The sequence below is a fragment of the Ruegeria sp. AB8 genome (assembly GCF_056542605.1).
This window is the reverse complement of record NZ_JBQGAB010000011.1, coordinates 113,838-131,106: the sequence shown is the minus strand read 5'-3', so window position 1 is coordinate 131,106 and position 17,269 is coordinate 113,838. Positions and strand designations below refer to the sequence as shown.

The 17,269-nt window shown below is 57.1% G+C and carries 16 protein-coding genes; 11 read left to right on the top strand and 5 right to left on the bottom strand.

What is annotated here, in order from left to right; translation table 11 throughout:
- Positions 1 to 92 precede the first annotated feature (92 nt).
- The 4 genes from ACR0CG_RS13235 to ACR0CG_RS13220 are packed head-to-tail and all read left to right on the top strand — an operon-like array spanning position 93 to position 4,972.
- Positions 93 to 1,118, top strand: a complete 1,026-nt coding sequence (locus ACR0CG_RS13235) for an ABC transporter substrate-binding protein (RefSeq protein WP_170619677.1) — start codon at positions 93 to 95, stop codon at positions 1,116 to 1,118.
- Positions 1,119 to 3,332: an ABC transporter permease gene (locus ACR0CG_RS13230; protein ID WP_480525445.1), complete on the top strand. Its 2,214-nt coding sequence runs from the start codon at positions 1,119 to 1,121 to the stop codon at positions 3,330 to 3,332.
- 11 nt (positions 3,333 to 3,343) lie between these two features.
- Positions 3,344 to 4,405, top strand: coding sequence for an ABC transporter ATP-binding protein (locus ACR0CG_RS13225; protein WP_480525443.1), 1,062 nt, complete (start codon positions 3,344 to 3,346; stop codon positions 4,403 to 4,405).
- Positions 4,406 to 4,972, top strand: a complete 567-nt coding sequence (locus ACR0CG_RS13220; RefSeq protein WP_480525441.1) for a histidine phosphatase family protein — start codon at positions 4,406 to 4,408, stop codon at positions 4,970 to 4,972.
- A 3-nt stretch (positions 4,973 to 4,975) separates the two neighbouring features.
- Here ACR0CG_RS13220 and ACR0CG_RS13215 read toward each other — a convergent pair whose 3' ends face one another.
- Positions 4,976 to 5,767, bottom strand: coding sequence for an inositol monophosphatase family protein (locus ACR0CG_RS13215; protein ID WP_480525440.1), 792 nt, complete (start codon positions 5,765 to 5,767; stop codon positions 4,976 to 4,978).
- A gap of 162 nt (positions 5,768 to 5,929) precedes the next feature.
- Between ACR0CG_RS13215 and ACR0CG_RS13210 the strand changes: the two genes are divergently transcribed.
- From ACR0CG_RS13210 to ACR0CG_RS13180, 7 genes are all read left to right on the top strand, one after another.
- Complete coding sequence (locus tag ACR0CG_RS13210) at positions 5,930 to 6,955, top strand: LacI family DNA-binding transcriptional regulator (RefSeq protein WP_480525438.1); 1,026 nt, start codon at positions 5,930 to 5,932, stop codon at positions 6,953 to 6,955.
- A gap of 95 nt (positions 6,956 to 7,050) precedes the next feature.
- Positions 7,051 to 8,355, top strand: a complete 1,305-nt coding sequence (locus tag ACR0CG_RS13205) for an ABC transporter substrate-binding protein (RefSeq protein WP_170614621.1) — start codon at positions 7,051 to 7,053, stop codon at positions 8,353 to 8,355.
- A 108-nt stretch (positions 8,356 to 8,463) separates the two neighbouring features.
- Complete coding sequence (locus tag ACR0CG_RS13200; RefSeq protein ID WP_170375757.1) at positions 8,464 to 9,330, top strand: carbohydrate ABC transporter permease; 867 nt, start codon at positions 8,464 to 8,466, stop codon at positions 9,328 to 9,330.
- Positions 9,331 to 9,342: 12 nt separating this feature from the next.
- On the top strand, positions 9,343 to 10,173 hold the full coding sequence (locus ACR0CG_RS13195) for a carbohydrate ABC transporter permease (RefSeq protein ID WP_170614620.1): 831 nt from the start codon (positions 9,343 to 9,345) through the stop codon (positions 10,171 to 10,173).
- 12 nt (positions 10,174 to 10,185) lie between these two features.
- On the top strand, positions 10,186 to 11,190 hold the full coding sequence (locus ACR0CG_RS13190) for an ABC transporter ATP-binding protein (protein ID WP_170619674.1): 1,005 nt from the start codon (positions 10,186 to 10,188) through the stop codon (positions 11,188 to 11,190).
- The gene (locus ACR0CG_RS13185; RefSeq protein ID WP_480525436.1) at positions 11,187 to 11,960 is read left to right on the top strand and encodes an L-iditol 2-dehydrogenase; all 774 of its coding nucleotides are present in this window, start codon (positions 11,187 to 11,189) and stop codon (positions 11,958 to 11,960) included. The genes ACR0CG_RS13190 and ACR0CG_RS13185 overlap by 4 nt, the downstream gene beginning before the upstream one ends.
- Positions 11,960 to 13,471: a mannitol dehydrogenase family protein gene (locus tag ACR0CG_RS13180; protein WP_480525434.1), complete on the top strand. Its 1,512-nt coding sequence runs from the start codon at positions 11,960 to 11,962 to the stop codon at positions 13,469 to 13,471. Before ACR0CG_RS13185 ends, ACR0CG_RS13180 begins: the two co-directional genes overlap by 1 nt.
- A 100-nt stretch (positions 13,472 to 13,571) precedes the next feature.
- On the opposite strand, the gene ACR0CG_RS13175 is transcribed toward ACR0CG_RS13180, so the two are convergent.
- The 4 genes from ACR0CG_RS13175 to ACR0CG_RS13160 form a co-directional block, all read right to left on the bottom strand.
- Positions 13,572 to 13,688: a (2Fe-2S)-binding protein gene (locus tag ACR0CG_RS13175; RefSeq protein WP_480525505.1), complete on the bottom strand. Its 117-nt coding sequence runs from the start codon at positions 13,686 to 13,688 to the stop codon at positions 13,572 to 13,574.
- A 151-nt stretch (positions 13,689 to 13,839) separates the two neighbouring features.
- Positions 13,840 to 15,147: a xylose isomerase gene (gene xylA, locus ACR0CG_RS13170; protein WP_480525432.1), complete on the bottom strand. Its 1,308-nt coding sequence runs from the start codon at positions 15,145 to 15,147 to the stop codon at positions 13,840 to 13,842.
- Between the two features lie 9 nt (positions 15,148 to 15,156).
- The gene (locus ACR0CG_RS13165; protein WP_480525431.1) at positions 15,157 to 15,960 is read right to left on the bottom strand and encodes an ATP-binding cassette domain-containing protein; all 804 of its coding nucleotides are present in this window, start codon (positions 15,958 to 15,960) and stop codon (positions 15,157 to 15,159) included.
- Positions 15,960 to 17,258: a sugar ABC transporter permease gene (locus ACR0CG_RS13160; RefSeq protein ID WP_480525429.1), complete on the bottom strand. Its 1,299-nt coding sequence runs from the start codon at positions 17,256 to 17,258 to the stop codon at positions 15,960 to 15,962. The genes ACR0CG_RS13165 and ACR0CG_RS13160 overlap by 1 nt, the downstream gene beginning before the upstream one ends.
- Positions 17,259 to 17,269: the final 11 nt, after the last annotated feature.

Genomic DNA, 17,269 nt, shown 5'->3' with positions numbered 1-17,269 from the left:
AGGCGGTTCAGGGTCTATGAAACACCGCATGAGGAAGAGCTTAAAAGAACCGGGAAACCCGGACAAATTATTCTCAAAGGGAGGAACGTATAATGAAGAAATTGACATCCACGGCCGTCGGGTCGCTGATTGCCCTAGCTGCCTCCATGTCGGCGGCGCAGGCAGACAAGCTGACCTTCTATTGCTCGGCCCAGGAAGATTGGTGTCAACTCATGGCACGCAGCTTCGAAGATGCGACAGGCATCGATGTGAACATGACCCGGAAATCGTCGGGTGAAACCTTTGCGCAAATTCGCGCCGAAAGCTCGAACCCTAAAGGCGACGTGTGGTGGGGTGGCACGGGCGACCCGCACCTTCAGGCCGCCGAAGAAGGCCTGACAATGGAATACGTGTCTCCAATGCGCGACCAACTGCACGACTGGGCGATTTCCCAGGCTGAAAGCGCCGGCAACCGGACGATCGGTATCTATTCAGGTGCGCTTGGTTATGGTTACAACGCAGACCTTGTCGCCGCAAACAACCTGCCCGAACCTGCCTGTTGGAAAGACCTTCTGAAGCCCGAGTACAAGGGCCACGTTCAGATGGCGAACCCAAACTCATCGGGCACGGCCTATACGACGCTGGCCTCGATGGTACAGATCTTCGGCGAGGATGAAGGCTTTGAGTTCATGAAGGGCCTGCATTCGAACATCAACCAATACACCAAGTCAGGCTCGGCCCCGATCAAGGCCGCGGGGCGCGGTGAAAACACCATCGGTATCGTCTTTATGCATGACGCCGTGAAGCAGGCTGTTTCAGGTTTCCCGATCAAGGTCGTGGCGCCTTGCGAGGGTACCGGTTACGAAATTGGCTCGATGTCGATCATCGAAGGTGCCCGCAACGTGGAAGAGGCGAAGAAGTTCTATGATTGGGCGCTGTCGCCCGAAGCTCAGAACCTTGCCCTTCAGGTCAACGCGTTCCAGGTTCCATCGAACAAAAGCGCCGAAACCTCGGAAAGCGCGCCTGACATGAGCCAGATCAAGCTGATCGACTATGATTTCAAAAAGTATGGCTCGTCAGACGAACGGAAGCGGTTGTTGCAGAAATGGGATGAAGAGGTTTCAGTTCTGCCACAATAAATGACTGACAAGACGACAAAAACGACCCATCCGGTCCTGATCTTTTGGATCATTGCCGGTTGGGTCGGATTCTGCCTGTTACCCTGGTACATGGTTGACGGCGGCCTGTGGTCGTTCGAATGGCTTTTTGACGGCTACCCGATCGACGAAGATTATGCACCCGCAGCATTTCTGATCGGACAAGGCGAGAAGCTCTGGCTTGCACCGCTTGTGATTGCCCTTTTGCTGCCTTTGCTTGCACTGGGGCGCGTCAAATCCGACCCGCTTTATGCTCGCATTCTGATCCTGTCCGGCGCACTCGGCTTCGGCTGGCTGATTGCTCAGGGGTTCAGTATCGGCATCAGAGGTTTCAACTTCGATTGGATGGAAGCGTTTTTTGGTGAACTCGGCGACCGCCAGTTCGGCATGGGCTATGGCGCGATGATATGCGCATCGAGTTTTTTGTTCCTGCTGACCCAGGGCATCGCGGCACGAGGCGCCATCAACGGTGATGTCTTCGTCGTCAGCGCAATCGGAGGCGTGATCACCATCGTCACCGCCTTTGTCTTTTTCCCTATCGCAAAGATGTTGTTTGCCGCCTTCGTCACCGAAGATGGCGCCTATTCAATTGCGGTATTCTTTTCGAAGTTCTTCGATGACCGGCTTTGGGGATTGGATTGTTTTTATGGGGCCAAGTGCGGCGCAGCCTGGAATTCCCTGTTCCTTGCCATCTTGGTCGGCTTCGTCACTACGATCCTGGGCCTGTGTTTCGCTTTGGTCGTGACGCGCTCGGGCTTCCGCTACAAGCGCGCATTGCGGGCCTTGACCGTTCTGCCGATCATCACGCCGCCCTTTGTGATCGGCCTTGCCCTCATCCTGCTGTTTGGCCTGTCCGGGTCTGTTACCCGCTTCATTGCCGATCTGTTGGGCACGCAACCAACACGGTGGCTGTACGGAATGCCCGGCATTCTGATCGCGCAGACGCTGGCGTTCACGCCCATTGCCTTTCTCGTTCTGATCGGCGTGGTGGAAGGCGTCTCTCCTTCGATGGAGGAAGCAGCCCAAACGCTCCGCGCCAGCAGATGGCAGACGTTCAAGACGGTCTCCCTCCCCCTGATGCGCCCGGGTCTTGCCAATGCCTTTCTTCTGGGTTTCATCGAAAGCATGGCCGATTTCGGAAACCCGCTGGTGCTGGGCGGAAACTTCGACGTTCTGTCGACCGAGATCTTCTTCGCAATCGTCGGCGCTCAATACGATCAGGGTCGCGCCGCCGTTCTGGCCATGGTGCTTCTGTTTTTCACCTTGTCAGCCTTCTACGCGCAGCGGGTCTGGCTGGGCAAGAAAAGCTATACCACTGTGACCGGTAAAGGTGACGCAGGCGTGCACCCATTGATGCCGACCGGCCTGTCTGTCCCTGTGCTGGTTGTCGCGCTTGGCTGGTCGCTGTTCACCGTCATTGTTTATGCAATGATCGTATACGGCAGCGTGGTCGAGTTGTGGGGCGTCAACAATTCGTTGACACTCAAACACTATGTGACCGCCTTTTCTGTGCGTTTCGAAGAAGAAGGCATTCGCTGGACCGGTGCAGCTTGGGACAGCTTCTGGACCACCATTACAATCGCCGCCATTGCCGCGCCGCTGACTGCAGCCGTAGGATTGGTGACCGCATATCTGCTGACACGGCAGAACTTTGCAGGCAAGAACGCCTTTGAGTTCGGAACCATGCTGTCATTCGCGATCCCCGGAACGGTGATCGGTGTCAGCTACATCCTTGCGTTTAACGTCCCGCCCATCGAAATCACGGGCACCGGCGTCATACTCATCGTCAGCTTTATCTTCCGCAACATGCCGGTCGGCGTTCGCGCGGGCATTGCCAGCATGTCGCAGCTTGACCGTAGCCTGGACGAATCCTCGCTGACGCTTGGGGCAAACTCGTGGCAAACGTTCCGGCGTATCATTCTGCCGTTGCTGCGCCCTGCGATACTGGCCGCGCTGGTCTACAGTTTCGTGCGCGCCATGACGGCGATCTCTGCCGTTATCTTTCTGGTCAGCGCGGAATATGACATGGCAACCAGCTATATTATCGGGCGGGTCGAAAACAACGACTATGGCCTTGCAATCGCCTATTCGACCACACTGATTTTCGTGATGCTGTCGGCAGTTGCGCTTATGCAGTTGATTGTCGGGCGGACTCAGATCGGACGGCGAATGACCCAGTCGCGCACTAGTGTTTAGGAGAGAATGACATGAGCCTGCAGTCCAAAGCCGCGCCGGTTCGGTTCGAATCCGTTACAAAAATGTTCGGCAAGGATGTGGTCGCCGTTGACAACATCAATCTGCATGTCGAGACCGGCAAGCTGGTTACGCTGCTGGGTCCTTCCGGGTGCGGGAAAACCACGACCTTGCGCATGATCGCAGGGTTGGAAATGGCAAGCTCGGGCACGATTCTAATCGGTGACCGGGACGTGACCAGACTGCCTGCGACCGACCGCGACGTGTCGATGGTGTTCCAATCCTACGCGCTTTTTCCGCACATGAGTGTGTTGGAAAACGTGATGTACGGTCTGACGTTTTCCGGCTTTGCGAAGGACGAAGCCCGAAGTCGCGCCTTGAACGGTCTGGAACTTGTTGGCCTCAAAGGGTTCGACAGTCGTCTTCCGTCCGAACTGTCCGGCGGTCAGCAACAGCGTGTCGCCGTCGCCCGGGCGCTGGTTCTTGAGCCTCAGGTGCTGCTGTTTGATGAGCCGCTGTCCAATCTCGACGCCAAGCTTCGTCGTCAGGTGCGTGAGGACATCCGGGCCATCCAGCAAGACCTTGGCCTGACTGTCGTCTACGTCACGCACGATCAGGAGGAGGCTCTGGCGGTTTCGGATGAGATCGTCGTGATGCGCAACGCGGCCATCGCTCAGATGGGCACCCCGCGCGAGCTATATGATGCGCCGAACGACCGTTTCGTTGCAGACTTCATAGGCGAGGCAAACCTGCTTGATTGCCAGATCGTTGGCACGGAAGGTGACACCGCCACAATCGAAATCGAAGGCTATCGCCATACGCTGCCGCGCCGTGGTTTGACGCCGGGTGGCGCCACCATCGCCGTCCGACCCTCGCGTCTGGTGATCGGCTCTGATCAGGGTATCCCCGCTACCGTGGCCAAGGCGACATATGTCGGCGTCCGGATGGAATACACGCTGACTGGCACTTTCGGTCAGGCCTTTGCTGTTCACGATGACGTCGACGCACCACTTGAGCCGGGCGCTGAGGTTAGGATGAGTTTTGCCGATAAGGGGCCTGTGCTACTTCCCGATTAGATGCCGAAACTTCTGATCATCACACATCCCGAGGTTTCAATTGATCCGGGCATCCCGATCACGGATTGGGGTCTGAGCGCCGTCGGCCGTGATCGTGCTACAGCATTCGCCTTGAATGGCGCTCTGGCGAATGTCACCCGGATTTGGACCAGCAACGAGCAGAAGGCCCGCGAAACGGGCGAGATCCTTGCCGCCGCTCGAAACCTGCGCCCGAAACAACACGCGGGCCTTGGCGAAAACGACCGCAGTGCAACCGGTTTCCTACCAAGGGAGGAGTTCGAAGCCGCCGCTGACGCGTTTTTTGCCCGACCGGAAACCAGCTATCGCGGTTGGGAAACAGCGGTCGAAGCGAAGGCGCGCATTCATTGGACTGTGACCGAGATCGTTAGTATGCACCGGGGCAAAGACCTGGCCATAGTCACTCATGGGGCGGTCGGAACACTATTATGGTGCGCACTTTCAGGCCTTTCAATTGACCGCCGTTACGATCAGCCTTCACAGGGTCATTTCTGGCAGGCAGATCTTTTGACACTCAAACCTCAGTCCGGGTGGGTCGCATTTACCTAGAGGTCAAGAACTCCACGCGTCCTCGGCGATCTCAAGCAAGGAACCGAAGACATCTGGTGTGCCCACAATAACGCGCCCTCCGTCCCGGATCATTGCTTCTGCGTCCTGATCTTCGATTGTGCCACCAGCCTCCGCGACCAGCAATTGCCCGGCCAGACAATCCCAAGCGTTCATATGCTCTTCCACATAACCCAGAAGTCTTCCTGCGGCGACATAAGCAAGAGACAGCGCCCCGCTGGCGTTCCGGTGGAACATGGCCCCACGTTCGATCAGTTCTGCAACGACAGGCAGGACATGGCGTGTTTCGACCCGGTTCGAATATCCTACGGCTACGGTTCCATCCCGCAACGCCACTCCGGATGCGACGTGAACCGGCGTACCGTTCAAGGTCGCCCCCTCTCCGCGTGTTGCCACAAATGTCTCATCGACATTTGGTTCATGGATCACCCCGACCATCGTGCGCCCTTCAGCGACGCCGGCCAGAACAATGGTATAAGCCGGAATGCCGTTGACAAAATTCGTCGTCCCGTCGATGGGGTCTATCACCCAATCGAAGCCACTTTCCCCTTCGGTCGCGCCATGCTCTTCACCGAACACTCCATCCTCGGGCCAGAATTCCGCGATCCTCTGACGGATGAATGTCTCGACGTTCCTATCCGCTTCGCTGACCCAGTCCTGAGCGCCCTTTTGGTCAACGACAAGATCGCCCCTGTCCGCAAAGTACTTTTTGGCGATTGCCCCAGCTTCTTTACAAACCGCAACAGCAAAATCCCGGCGTTCCGATAGTCGAGACATGGCCATTCCTTTTCCAGTTGAGAGACTGTTGCGCAAGTTCCCGCAATGGCCGGCACGCTGTCAACACCTGTTGCCAGCCGGGCTATTGATTTTTTAGCGCGCGCAAAGAATATGTAAAGCTATGATAAGATCAAGGCGGACAGTATCCGCAGGCAGACTGGCATGACCAAAATAAAGAATATGGAAGAGTTCGCGGCCCTCAGCGGGATTTCGCGACCGACGGTATCCAAGTACTTTCACGACCCCGATAGTGTTCGCCCGACGACACGGGCCCGCATCGAAGAAGCGCTGGAACGGTTTGACTATCGCCCCAATATCTTTGCGGTGAACCAAAACCGGAAGCTGACCAAGAATATCGGCATTGTCGTTCCCTATCTGGCCGACCCGTTCTTTGCCGAAATCGCGCGTTATCTGGAACAAAGCTGCATCGCGGCCGGGTATCGCCCTTCCCTGTTCAGTTCTCATGGCGAACAGAAGCTGGAAAATGAAATCCTGGACGGGCTGCAATCCCTGAAACCCGCCGGGGTTTTGCTGGCGCCATTGGGGCGGATTTCAGACCGTTCAGCGATCGAAGAGTTCTGCGCCAATGTGCCGACAGTTCTGTTTGACAGTAACCTTGATGGCCTTGGCGCAGCATTCGTCGGGTCGGACAATTTCAGTTTTGTCTCGCAAACTGTGGAATACATGACGCGCACTGGCGAACCGCCTTCGTTCTTCGAAATGCGGACGCCTGCCAACCCGAACGCCAACAAAAGACGCAAGGCCTATGTTGAGGTCATGGAGCGTCTCGGGTTTGAGCCACATATCATCAAGGTCGACGGCACGGGCTGGGCGTTTGAAGAAATTGGCCACAGGGGTGCACTGAAGGTTCTGGAGGAGCGCATGTTGCCGAGCGACTCGGTGTTATGCAGCAATGACCGGCTGGCCATCGGCTTTCTTGCGGCCTGCTACGAACAGGGGATTCGGGTCGGTCGCAAGGATGATTGCGCGCTTCGCCTGGCCTCGAATGACGACCATCCTTTCGCAAAGTTTACGTGCCCATCCCTGACAACAGCCGCGCATGACTATGACAATGTTGCCGGGCGCAGCGTCGAGACGCTGTTCGAACTCATTGAAAGTGGCGGGAAATTTGAAACGAGGACAGAGACGCTGTTCCCTGCAAGGCTTGTTTTAAGGGATTCTGCTTAGTTGCAGTTTTTTAACGCGCGTAAAGTTTTTATTGACGGCGCGACAATTTACACTCTAACCTCTCTGCACGACATCCAAGCTCAGGGAGGACAGGGATGTATCTGAAGAACGCACTTCGTGCGGCGACTGCACTGACATTCGTCGCCACGGCAGCAGCCCACGCGCAATCCATCACGATCGCTACAGTGAACAACGGCGACATGATCCGGATGCAGGGCTATACCGACAAATTCACCGAAGCGACCGGGATCGATGTGGAGTGGGTGACGCTCGAGGAAAACGTCCTGCGTCAGCGCGTGACCACCGACATCACCACCAAAGGCGGTCAGTTCGACATCATGACCATCGGCATGTACGAGACACCGATCTGGGGTGCGAATGGTTGGCTGGTGCCGTTGGACGGAATGTCCGCGGAATATGACGTCGACGATATTCTGCCCGCGATGGCCGGTGGCCTGAGCCATGAAGGGACGCTTTATGCGGCGCCGTTCTATGGCGAAAGCTCGATGATCATGTATCGTACGGACCTGATGGAAAAGGCAGGTCTGGAAATGCCCGAGGCACCGACCTGGCAATTCATTCGCGAAGCGGCGGCGGCTATGACCGACCGCGACAACGACATCAACGGCATCTGCCTGCGCGGCAAGGCGGGCTGGGGTGAAGGCGGCGCCTTCATCACGGTGACCGGAAACTCATTCGGTGCGCGGTGGTTTGACGAAAACTGGAAACCTCAGTTCGATCAGCCTGAATGGAAAGAAGCCCTGACCTTCTTTGTCGATATGATGGGTGAGTCCGGCCCCGCTGGCTATGCCACCAACGGCTTCAACGAAAACCTGTCGCTGTTCCAGCAGGGCAAATGCGGCATGTGGATTGACGCAACGGTCGCCGCTTCTTTCGTGACCAACCCCGACGATTCCACAGTCGCCGACAAGGTGGGCTTCGCACTGGCGCCCAATTCGGAAGGCGTGGACAAACGCGCCAATTGGCTTTGGGCTTGGGCCCTGGCAATTCCGGCAGGCACTCAGCAGGAAGACGCTGCCAAACAGTTTATCGAATGGGCGACCTCGAAAGACTACATCGAGCTGGTGGCCGAAAATGAAGGCTGGGCCAATGTGCCTCCGGGCGCGCGGACGTCGCTATATGAGAACGACAACTACAAGGCAGTCCCGTTCGCAAAAATGACGCTGGAATCGATCCTGATGGCCGACCCGCAGAATTGCTGCGCACAGCCGACGCCCTATACCGGCATCCAGTTTGTCGCGATCCCGGAATTTGCGGGTATCGCCACTCAGGTAAGCCAGGAGTTCTCGGCAGTCTATGCCGGACAGCAGACAGTGGACGAGGCCCTTGCCAAAGCGCAGGCCTTCACGGCTGAAGAAATGGAAGCCGCAGGATACTGAGGCATCCCTCCCCGGTGGGTGGGCAATGTCCCACCCGCCACTCTGACTTCCACAATTCCCGTTTTTCTCGCAGGCTATGCTTACGCCTGAACAGAGAGGTCTTGCATCATGGCTACTCAACACTCCCGATCCGTTGCGCGCCTGATGATGGCACCTGCCGTGGTCCTGCTGCTTGGCTGGATGCTCGTGCCTCTGACGATGACACTGTATTTTTCCTTCAAGAAGTACCTGCCGCTGCGCGGCGGTGATCTGGGCTGGGTTGGTTTCGACAACTATGTCCGGTTCGTCTCATCCAGTTCGTTCTGGCCCGCGGTGCAGGCAACGCTGGTTATTGTCGGCGGCGTTCTGGTGATCACGGTTATTCTGGGCATTCTATTGGCGATGCTGCTGGACCAGCCAATGTGGGGACAAGGCGTCGTTCGGATCCTCGTGATCGCACCGTTTTTTGTCATGCCCACTGTGTCCGCGCTGGTCTGGAAGAACATGTTCATGGACCCGGTCAATGGCTTGCTTGCCCACTTGTGGCGCTTTTTCGGGGCCGAACCAATTTCGTGGCTGTCCGAGGCGTCGATGACCTCGATCATCATGATCGTGTCGTGGCAGTGGCTGCCTTTTGCGACGCTTATCCTGCTGACCGCAATCCAGTCGCTGGACAGTGAACAACTGGAAGCGGCCGAGATGGACGGGGCACCGGTGCTGAAGCGGTTCTATCACATCATCCTGCCGCACCTCAGCCGCGCGATTACCATCGTGATCCTGATCCAGACGATTTTTCTTTTGTCGATCTTCGCCGAAATCTTCGTGACCACGGGCGGCGCATTCGGCACCCGCACACTCACCTACCTGATCTTCCAGCGCGTTTTGGAAAGCCAGAATGTCGGCCTCGGATCAGCCGGAGGTGTTTACGCCATCATCCTAGCCAACATCGTTGCGATCTTCCTGATGCGCATCGTTGGCAAGAACCTGGACGCGTGAGGAGGTAAGACCATGGCCCGCGCCGTCACAACCCGCCGCAAATCGCTGAACACTGCCCTTGCATGGGCCGTCGGTTTGCTGATCTTCTTCCCGATCCTCTGGACCATCCTGACAAGCTTCAAGACCGAGGCGCAGGCGATCGCCAGCCCGCCGCTGTTCCTGAATTTCGACTGGACGCTGGAGAACTACGCGATCGTACAGGAGCGCTCAGACTACATGCGGTTCCTGTGGAACTCGGTCATCATCGCGGGTGGTTCGACCATACTGGGTGTGATCATCGCAGTGCCCGCCGCCTGGGCCATGGCATTTGTCCCCTCGAAACGCACCAAGGACATTCTGCTGTGGATGCTGTCCACCAAGATGTTGCCTGCCGTTGGCGTGCTTTACCCGATCTACCTGCTGTTCATCCGGTTGGGTCTGCTGGACACGCGCGGGGGGCTGGTCGTGGTTCTGATGTTGATCAACCTGCCGATCATCGTCTGGATGCTCTACACCTACTTCCGCGAGATCCCGGGTGAAATTCTGGAAGCCGCGCGGATGGATGGCGCGACGCTGAAAGAGGAAATCCTCTATGTCCTCACGCCCATGGCCATCCCGGGCATCGCCTCGACCGTTCTGCTGAACTTCATCCTGGCGTGGAACGAGGCGTTCTGGACGCTCAACCTGACCGCCGTCGACGCGGCTCCGCTCACCGCGTTTATCGCCAGCTATTCCAGCCCCGAAGGCCTGTTCTTTGCCAAGCTCAGCGCGGCCTCGACCATGGCGATTGCACCAATCCTGATCCTTGGCTGGTTCAGCCAGAAACAACTTGTCCGCGGCCTGACCTTCGGCGCTGTGAAATAAGGAACACGACACATGGGACGTATTCAACTCAAGTCCGTGACCAAAAGCTTCGGCGACGTACAGGTCATCCCCCCGCTGGACCTGACCATCGAGGATGGTGAGTTCACCGTCTTCGTCGGTCCGTCGGGGTGTGGCAAGTCTACCCTATTGCGCCTGATCGCGGGGTTGGAGGATATCACGTCGGGTTCCATCGATATTGACGGATCGGATGCCACCGATGTCCCACCTGCCAAGCGGGGGCTGGCGATGGTGTTCCAGTCCTACGCCTTGTACCCGCACATGACTGTACGCAAGAACATCGCCTTTCCCCTGCGCATGGCCAAGCTGGATCAGGCCGAGATCGACAAACGCGTCGAAGGCGCGGCAAGTGTTCTGAACCTGAGCGACTATCTGGACCGCCGCCCCGGGCAGTTATCCGGCGGGCAGCGCCAGCGCGTTGCCATTGGTCGCGCCATCGTACGCGAGCCGGCAGCGTTTCTGTTTGATGAACCCCTGTCGAATCTTGACGCCGCGTTGCGCGTCGGCATGCGGCTTGAGATCAGCGAACTGCACGAACGCCTGGCGACAACAATGATATACGTGACCCACGATCAGGTTGAAGCCATGACAATGGCCGACAAGATCGTCGTTCTTCAGGCCGGAGTGATCGAACAGGTCGGCACCCCGCTGGAACTGTATCGCACGCCACGCAATCTGTTTGTGGCAGGGTTCATCGGTTCACCCAGGATGAACTTTATCGAAGGCCCGGAGGCCGCAAGACACGGCGCGCAAACCATCGGAATTCGCCCCGAACACATAGGCGTTTCCGAGACCGAAGGAGAATGGTCCGGGGTCGTCAGCGTCTCCGAACATTTGGGCTCGGACACCTTCTTTCACGTCCACGAAACCGGTCTGGCTGAAACAATCACGGTCCGAGCAGATGGCGAGGTCGGTTTCCGCCACGGCGACCGCATCCACCTGACCCCGCGTGCAGATGTGATCCACCGGTTTGACGCGCAAGGCCTGCGGATCGAATGACACGTCTGGCAGGCAAAACCGCCCTGATCACCGGGGCCGCGCGTGGCATCGGGCTGGCCTTTGCCAAAGCCTATGTGGCAGAAGGCGCGCGGGTCGCAATCGCCGACATTGACAGCAAACGTGCGCAGGAGGCGGCCGGTGAAATCGGCGAAGCTGCCCTGGCCGTCGAGATGGACGTGACCCGCCAGAACAGCATAGATGACGCCGTCGCGCGAACAGCCGCACATTTCGGTCCGATCGACATTCTGATCAACAACGCGGCCATCTTCACTGCCGCACCAATCGTTGAGATTGAGCGTGCCGACTACAATCGTGTCTTTGACATCAATGTCGCTGGCACATTGTTCACGATGCAGGCCGTTGCGCGCCACATGATCGAACACGGGATCAAGGGCCGGATCATCAACATGGCATCGCAGGCTGGGCGAAGGGGCGAACCTTTGGTCGCTGTGTACTGTGCCAGCAAGGCCGCGATCATATCGCTGACTCAATCGGCGGGCCTGAACCTGATTTCCCATGGGATCAACGTGAATGCCATCGCCCCGGGCGTTGTCGACGGAGAACACTGGGACGGCGTAGATGCGTTTTTTGCAAAACACGAAGGTAAGGCCCCGGGTCAGAAAAAGCGCGAAGTGGCGGCCGCCGTTCCGTATGGCCGGATGGGCCGCGCTGAAGATCTGACCGGGATGGCGGTGTTTCTGGCCTCTGACGAGGCCAAGTACATCGTCGCTCAAACCTACAATGTCGATGGCGGAAACTGGATGAGCTGATGGACCCCATGGCGAACGCAAAACCTCCGGTTCGGGTGCGGCGCGACAGCCTTGAAGGCCTGCCGGCATCCGTCAGAACACCGGATTATGATGGCGCGGACCTGAGACCGGGCATCGTTCATATAGGTTTGGGTAATTTTCACCGTGCGCATCAGGCCTGGTATATCCACCAGTTGATGCAGCAGGGTCAGGCATTGGACTGGGCGATTATCGGGGCGGGTGTGCGAAGCTACGACGCCGATATGCGAAAGAAATTGCTGGCGCAGGACTGCCTGACAACATTGATCGAACTGGACCCCGAGGGAATATCTGCCGAGGTGATCGGCCCTATGATCGACTACCTTCCGATTCAGGATGGCAACGCATCTCTGATCCGGAAGATGGCTGATCCGGCCATCCGGATCGTATCGCTGACCGTGACCGAAGGCGGGTATTTTCTGGACGCCAAGACCGGTGCGTTCAACCTGAACCACGATGATATTCGCCATGACGCGGCAAATCCCAACCAGCCCCGCACCGCTTTTGGCGCCATTGTTGCCGCGCTCGGGCAGCGCCGGACGAACGGTCTGAAACCCTTTACCGCGCTCAGCTGCGATAACCTTCAGGGCAACGGTGCGATTTTGCGAAACTGTATCGTTGGATTGACCCGTATGTCCGACCCCGATCTGGCCGACTGGATAGACCGGAATTGCGCGTTTCCGAACTCGATGGTGGACTGCATTGTGCCCGCGACGACGGAACAATTAATATCGCAATGCCGCAACCTCGGCATCGACGACCGCGCGCCGGTCTCGCATGAAAACTTTCGCCAGTGGGTGATCGAGGACGATTTTTGTGACGGGCGGCCGCCGCTGGATGAGGTTGGCGTGACGCTGACCCAAGATGTCCATAGTTACGAGACAATGAAACTGCGCATACTGAACGGCGGTCACCAATTGCTGGCAAATGCCGGGGAAGTTCTGAATGTCCCCACGATTGCAGATTGCATGCAGGACCCCGACATCGTGTCGTTTTTCCGCAAAGTTCAGGCCGAAGAAATTCTTCCCCATGTCAAACCTGTCCCCGGAACAACCGCGACTGAATATCTTGGATTGGTCGAGGGGCGTTTTTCGAATACCGCAATCCACGATTCGACGCGTCGGGTCGCGTTCGACGGATCATCACGCCATCCGGGGTTCTTGCTGCCCTCGATGCGCGATGCGCATGCGGCCGGTTCATCCCTGAACGGGCTTGCGCTGTCCCAAGCTTTCTGGTGCCGGATGTGCGCGGGGGTTCGCGAGAATGGATCCGAAATCGCCCCAAACGATCCTCACTGGGAGGACTTGAAAAAAACGGCGCTGGCATCAAGGGCCAATCCGCAACTGTGGATCGAACAAAGCCAGTACTGTGGTGCGTTTGGTCGAGACACTCCCTTCGCCAGCGATTTCGCCCGCTGGCTGACCGCGATCTGGCAGCGGGGATGCCGGGCAGCGATAGCTGAGTATCTGGCTTCGACTCCCTCTCCAGACTGATCTGGCAACGTAAAAAAGGGTGCCCTCTCAAGCCAAATGGACGTAGAAAATAGAACTTGGCTTCGCTGTTTCCAGACGCTGGACAGCCCCCTACTCCACCTCAGGCCAAGTTCGTCTGGCAAAGCCGTTCCGAATGTTCAACGACCAAATCGGCAAGCTCCGGCCGACACGAACCACAATTCGTTCCAGCTTGAAGGGCGTCTCCGATTTCATCCACATCAACCAGTTTTTCGTCGTGAATTGCGCGATTATGGCTTTTAGCCCGACGCCGAAACACGAACAGATCATTGGTCAAATGTTGGGACAAGCGCTGTGAACTGCCAAATGTGTCAATCTCTCAGTACCCGCTTATTGAATGCTGCCCCTGTTCAGACAAACCTGTTTACATAGTTCTCCAGGATTTCCTGATGTCCCGATTGCGGCCTCGGATTTATGTTCTCACGCAAAACGCGCGCAGCAATCTCTTCCAGACCGCTATCCAGCATCGTCGCCGCTGAAGGCGTGTTCCAGCCCGAGTACCGCTTCGATAGCTCAGCTTCCAAACCGCCATCTTCAATCATGGCGGCAGCGGCTTTCAAACCCCGGGCGCAGATATCCATACCGCCTACATGGGCAGCCACCAGATCTTTTGCATCAATGGACTGGCGGCGGATTTTTGCGTCGAAATTTGTGCCTCCGGTGGTAAAGCCGCCGGCCTTCAATATGTAATAATAAGCCAAGGCTACTTCCGGCGTGTTATTTGGGAACTGGTCTGTATCCCAACCCGACTGGTAGTCGTTGCGGTTCATATCGATCGAGCCCAGCATTCCCTCGGCTGCGGCCACCGCAATTTCATGCTCAAAGCTGTGCCCTGCAAGGATCGCATGCCCCTGTTCGAGGTTCAGCTTCACTTCATTCTCCAGACCGTATTTCCTGAGGAACCCGATGCAGGTTGCCGCGTCATAGTCGTATTGGTGTTTGGACGGCTCCTGTGGTTTGGGTTCTACCAGAATGGTGCCCTTGAACCCGATCTTGTGTTTATACTCCACGACCATAATCAGAAACCGACCCATGTGGTCCAGTTCGGTTTTCATATCCGTGTTCAGCAGGGTCTCGTACCCTTCGCGCCCGCCCCAAAGTACATAGTTTTCACCACCGAGTTTGTGGATCGCGTCCAGGCAGGATTTCACCGTTGCCGCCGCAAAGGCAAAAACGTCGGGGTCAGGATTGGTGCTGGCGCCGGCCATCCAGCGGCGATGGCTGAACATATTGGCCGTGCCCCAAAGCAGTTTCGTCCCGGACACCTGCATCTTTTCGCCAATGTAATCCGTGATTTCTTCCAGAGTTCTCAGGTTGTCGGCAAAATTTCCCTGTTCGGGCCGGATGTCGGCGTCGTGCCAGCAGAAGTAGGGCTGGCCAAGAACTTCGAACATTTCGAAAGCAATATCTGCCTTCAAACGAGCCCGCCCCATATCATCCTGAGGATGCCACGGGCGTTCAAAGGTAGGACCACCGAAGGGGTCTCCGCCCTCCCACGCGAATGAGTGCCACCAGGCGACTGCAAACCGCAGATGATCTTCCATGCGTTTGCCCATGACCATCTCGTCCGGATCATAGTGCCGGAAGGCCAGCGGGTTTGTGCTGTCCACGCCTTCAAACCGGATCCGCTCGATCCCTTCAAAAAATCCGCTTGGCATTTCTGCCCCCTACTCTGCTTTTTGTTCTGGCTTCTTGCCGAGAATGATCATCGACAGAAGGTCATCATCGGTGACTTCTGCGATATCGACCGTTCCAACCAATTTCCCATTCTTCATGACCGAAGCGCGATCACACAGCTCCATAACGGCATGAACATCGTGATCGATCAGGAAGATACCGATACCTTGCGCCTTTAGCTGGTGGATCAGATCCGCAACCATCTGCGTTTCATGCGGCCCAAGAGCCGCTGTTGGCTCGTCCATAATCAGAATGCGCGCATTGAAGTAGACAGCCCGAGCAATTGCCACGGATTGTCTTTGCCCCCCCGACAACGCGGAAACCGGGTCATTGAACTTCTGAAAATTGGGGTTCAGCTGCGCCATGATCTTGCGGCACTCGGCCTCCATGGCTGCATCGTTGACCAACCCGAAAGGCGTCGTCATCTCGCGCCCCAGGAAAAGGTTCGACGTTGCATCCAGATTGTCGGCCAAGGCGAGCGTTTGGTAGATCGTTTCGATGTTGTTCGCGCGGGCATCACGGGGGTTTCCGATCTCGACACGTTTGCCGTCGATCAAAATTTCGCCCTGATCCATTTGATAGGCACCGGACAGGACCTTGATCAAAGTGGATTTCCCGGCCCCGTTATGTCCGAGCAAACCAACCACCTCACCGGGGTAGAGATCGACTGACACATGGTCGACGGCCTTGATCCCGCCGAAGGAGATCGAGATATCGCGCATCTCGACCAATGGGGGCGCGCCAGATCCGCGGCCAGCATTGGTTGGTGTTTTCTGCGTGTCCTGAGCTTGCATCACTTTGCCCCCAGTCGCTTGCGGTAGACGATGTCGATATAGACGGCCAGTACAAGAACGCTGCCGACCACGATGTTCTGAAACGGTGCATCGACGCCAACCATGGCCATGCCAGATTGCAGCGCTTGCATGATCAATGCGCCAAGGATCGCGCCGTATATGGTGCCGATGCCACCGGACAACGCGGTCCCACCGATGACGGCAGCGGCGATGACCCTCAGTTCATCCAACGTGCCAATGTCGTTGGAATGGTTTGCAAGGCGGGCCGAGGCGACCACGGCCGAAACAGCGCACAAAAAGCCCATCAGTGCAAAAATCTTCACGGTCAGCAGGCGTGTATTGATGCCCGAAAGTTCTGCCGCATCCGGGTTGCCACCAGTGGCAAAAATATAGCGCCCGAACCGGGTTTTTCGCGCCACGACCGTAAGTGTCACCGCCACGATGATCAGGATGAGGACAGAAATCGGTATGCCGTATCCGACGACCAGCCCTTCGGGCATCGTCTCTCCGCGCGCTTCGAACATGCGCTGCAATCGGCGCGTCGGAATGGCGTAGCTGTTGACGATGTAGACGTAGCCAAGGATGGCAATTGCGATGATCCCGGCCAAGGTGGCCTCGGCCCAAACAGGCTTAACGGGGAAGCCATGCGCGGCTTTTGCGCGACGGCCGCTCCACAAGGCCCAGATGGCGATCCCGGTGGCAAACAAGCCAAACAGCCAGCTTGTCGTTGCCCCCAAGGTTCCGTTGGTTCCGCCAAACATCAGGAACGTACTGTCCAGAGGACCAATGGTCTGGCCGCTGGTCAAGTACCATGCCACGTTCCTCCAGACCAGAAACCCGCCTAGAGTGACGATGAAGGCCGGTATCGTCAGGTACCCGACCATCCAGCCGTGAAAAGCACCGATCAATGTGCCGACAAACAACCCGACGACAATGGTAATCGCCCAGGTTGCCGGGTTGTTCAAACCCATCCCGAGGACCTGTGGCAAAAGATCGGTTTGCGTCATTGCCATCACGGCCGAAGTCGTTGCCAGCAACGCGCCGACCGACAGATCAATGTGACGCGTGACGATGATGAACACCATCCCGCAGGCCATGATTGCCACCGAAACCGTCTGAATTGACAGGTTGAACAGGTTGCGAGGTGTCAGGAACCGCCCATCGGTGACGATGTTGAACCCGATGCACAGGATGACAAACGCGCCGATCATTCCCAAAAGCCGCATGTCCAGTTCCAATTGCTGAAACAGGCTGGGTTTCGCTTTTTCAGGTACCGGCTGAGACGAAGTTTCGGTCATTTCCGATCTTT

Coding starts and splice junctions, on each gene's coding strand:
- ACR0CG_RS13185 (WP_480525436.1), top strand. CDS start 11,187: ATGACACGTCTGGCAGGCAAAACCGCCCTGATCACCGGGGCCGCGCGT.
- ACR0CG_RS13235 (WP_170619677.1), top strand. CDS start 93: ATGAAGAAATTGACATCCACGGCCGTCGGGTCGCTGATTGCCCTAGCT.
- ACR0CG_RS13205 (WP_170614621.1), top strand. CDS start 7,051: ATGTATCTGAAGAACGCACTTCGTGCGGCGACTGCACTGACATTCGTC.
- ACR0CG_RS13160 (WP_480525429.1), bottom strand. CDS start 17,258: ATGACCGAAACTTCGTCTCAGCCGGTACCTGAAAAAGCGAAACCCAGC.
- ACR0CG_RS13230 (WP_480525445.1), top strand. CDS start 1,119: ATGACTGACAAGACGACAAAAACGACCCATCCGGTCCTGATCTTTTGG.
- xylA (WP_480525432.1), bottom strand. CDS start 15,147: ATGCCAAGCGGATTTTTTGAAGGGATCGAGCGGATCCGGTTTGAAGGC.
- ACR0CG_RS13225 (WP_480525443.1), top strand. CDS start 3,344: ATGAGCCTGCAGTCCAAAGCCGCGCCGGTTCGGTTCGAATCCGTTACA.
- ACR0CG_RS13210 (WP_480525438.1), top strand. CDS start 5,930: ATGACCAAAATAAAGAATATGGAAGAGTTCGCGGCCCTCAGCGGGATT.
- ACR0CG_RS13195 (WP_170614620.1), top strand. CDS start 9,343: ATGGCCCGCGCCGTCACAACCCGCCGCAAATCGCTGAACACTGCCCTT.
- ACR0CG_RS13215 (WP_480525440.1), bottom strand. CDS start 5,767: ATGTCTCGACTATCGGAACGCCGGGATTTTGCTGTTGCGGTTTGTAAA.
- ACR0CG_RS13200 (WP_170375757.1), top strand. CDS start 8,464: ATGGCTACTCAACACTCCCGATCCGTTGCGCGCCTGATGATGGCACCT.
- ACR0CG_RS13165 (WP_480525431.1), bottom strand. CDS start 15,960: ATGCAAGCTCAGGACACGCAGAAAACACCAACCAATGCTGGCCGCGGA.
- ACR0CG_RS13180 (WP_480525434.1), top strand. CDS start 11,960: ATGGACCCCATGGCGAACGCAAAACCTCCGGTTCGGGTGCGGCGCGAC.
- ACR0CG_RS13190 (WP_170619674.1), top strand. CDS start 10,186: ATGGGACGTATTCAACTCAAGTCCGTGACCAAAAGCTTCGGCGACGTA.
- ACR0CG_RS13220 (WP_480525441.1), top strand. CDS start 4,406: ATGCCGAAACTTCTGATCATCACACATCCCGAGGTTTCAATTGATCCG.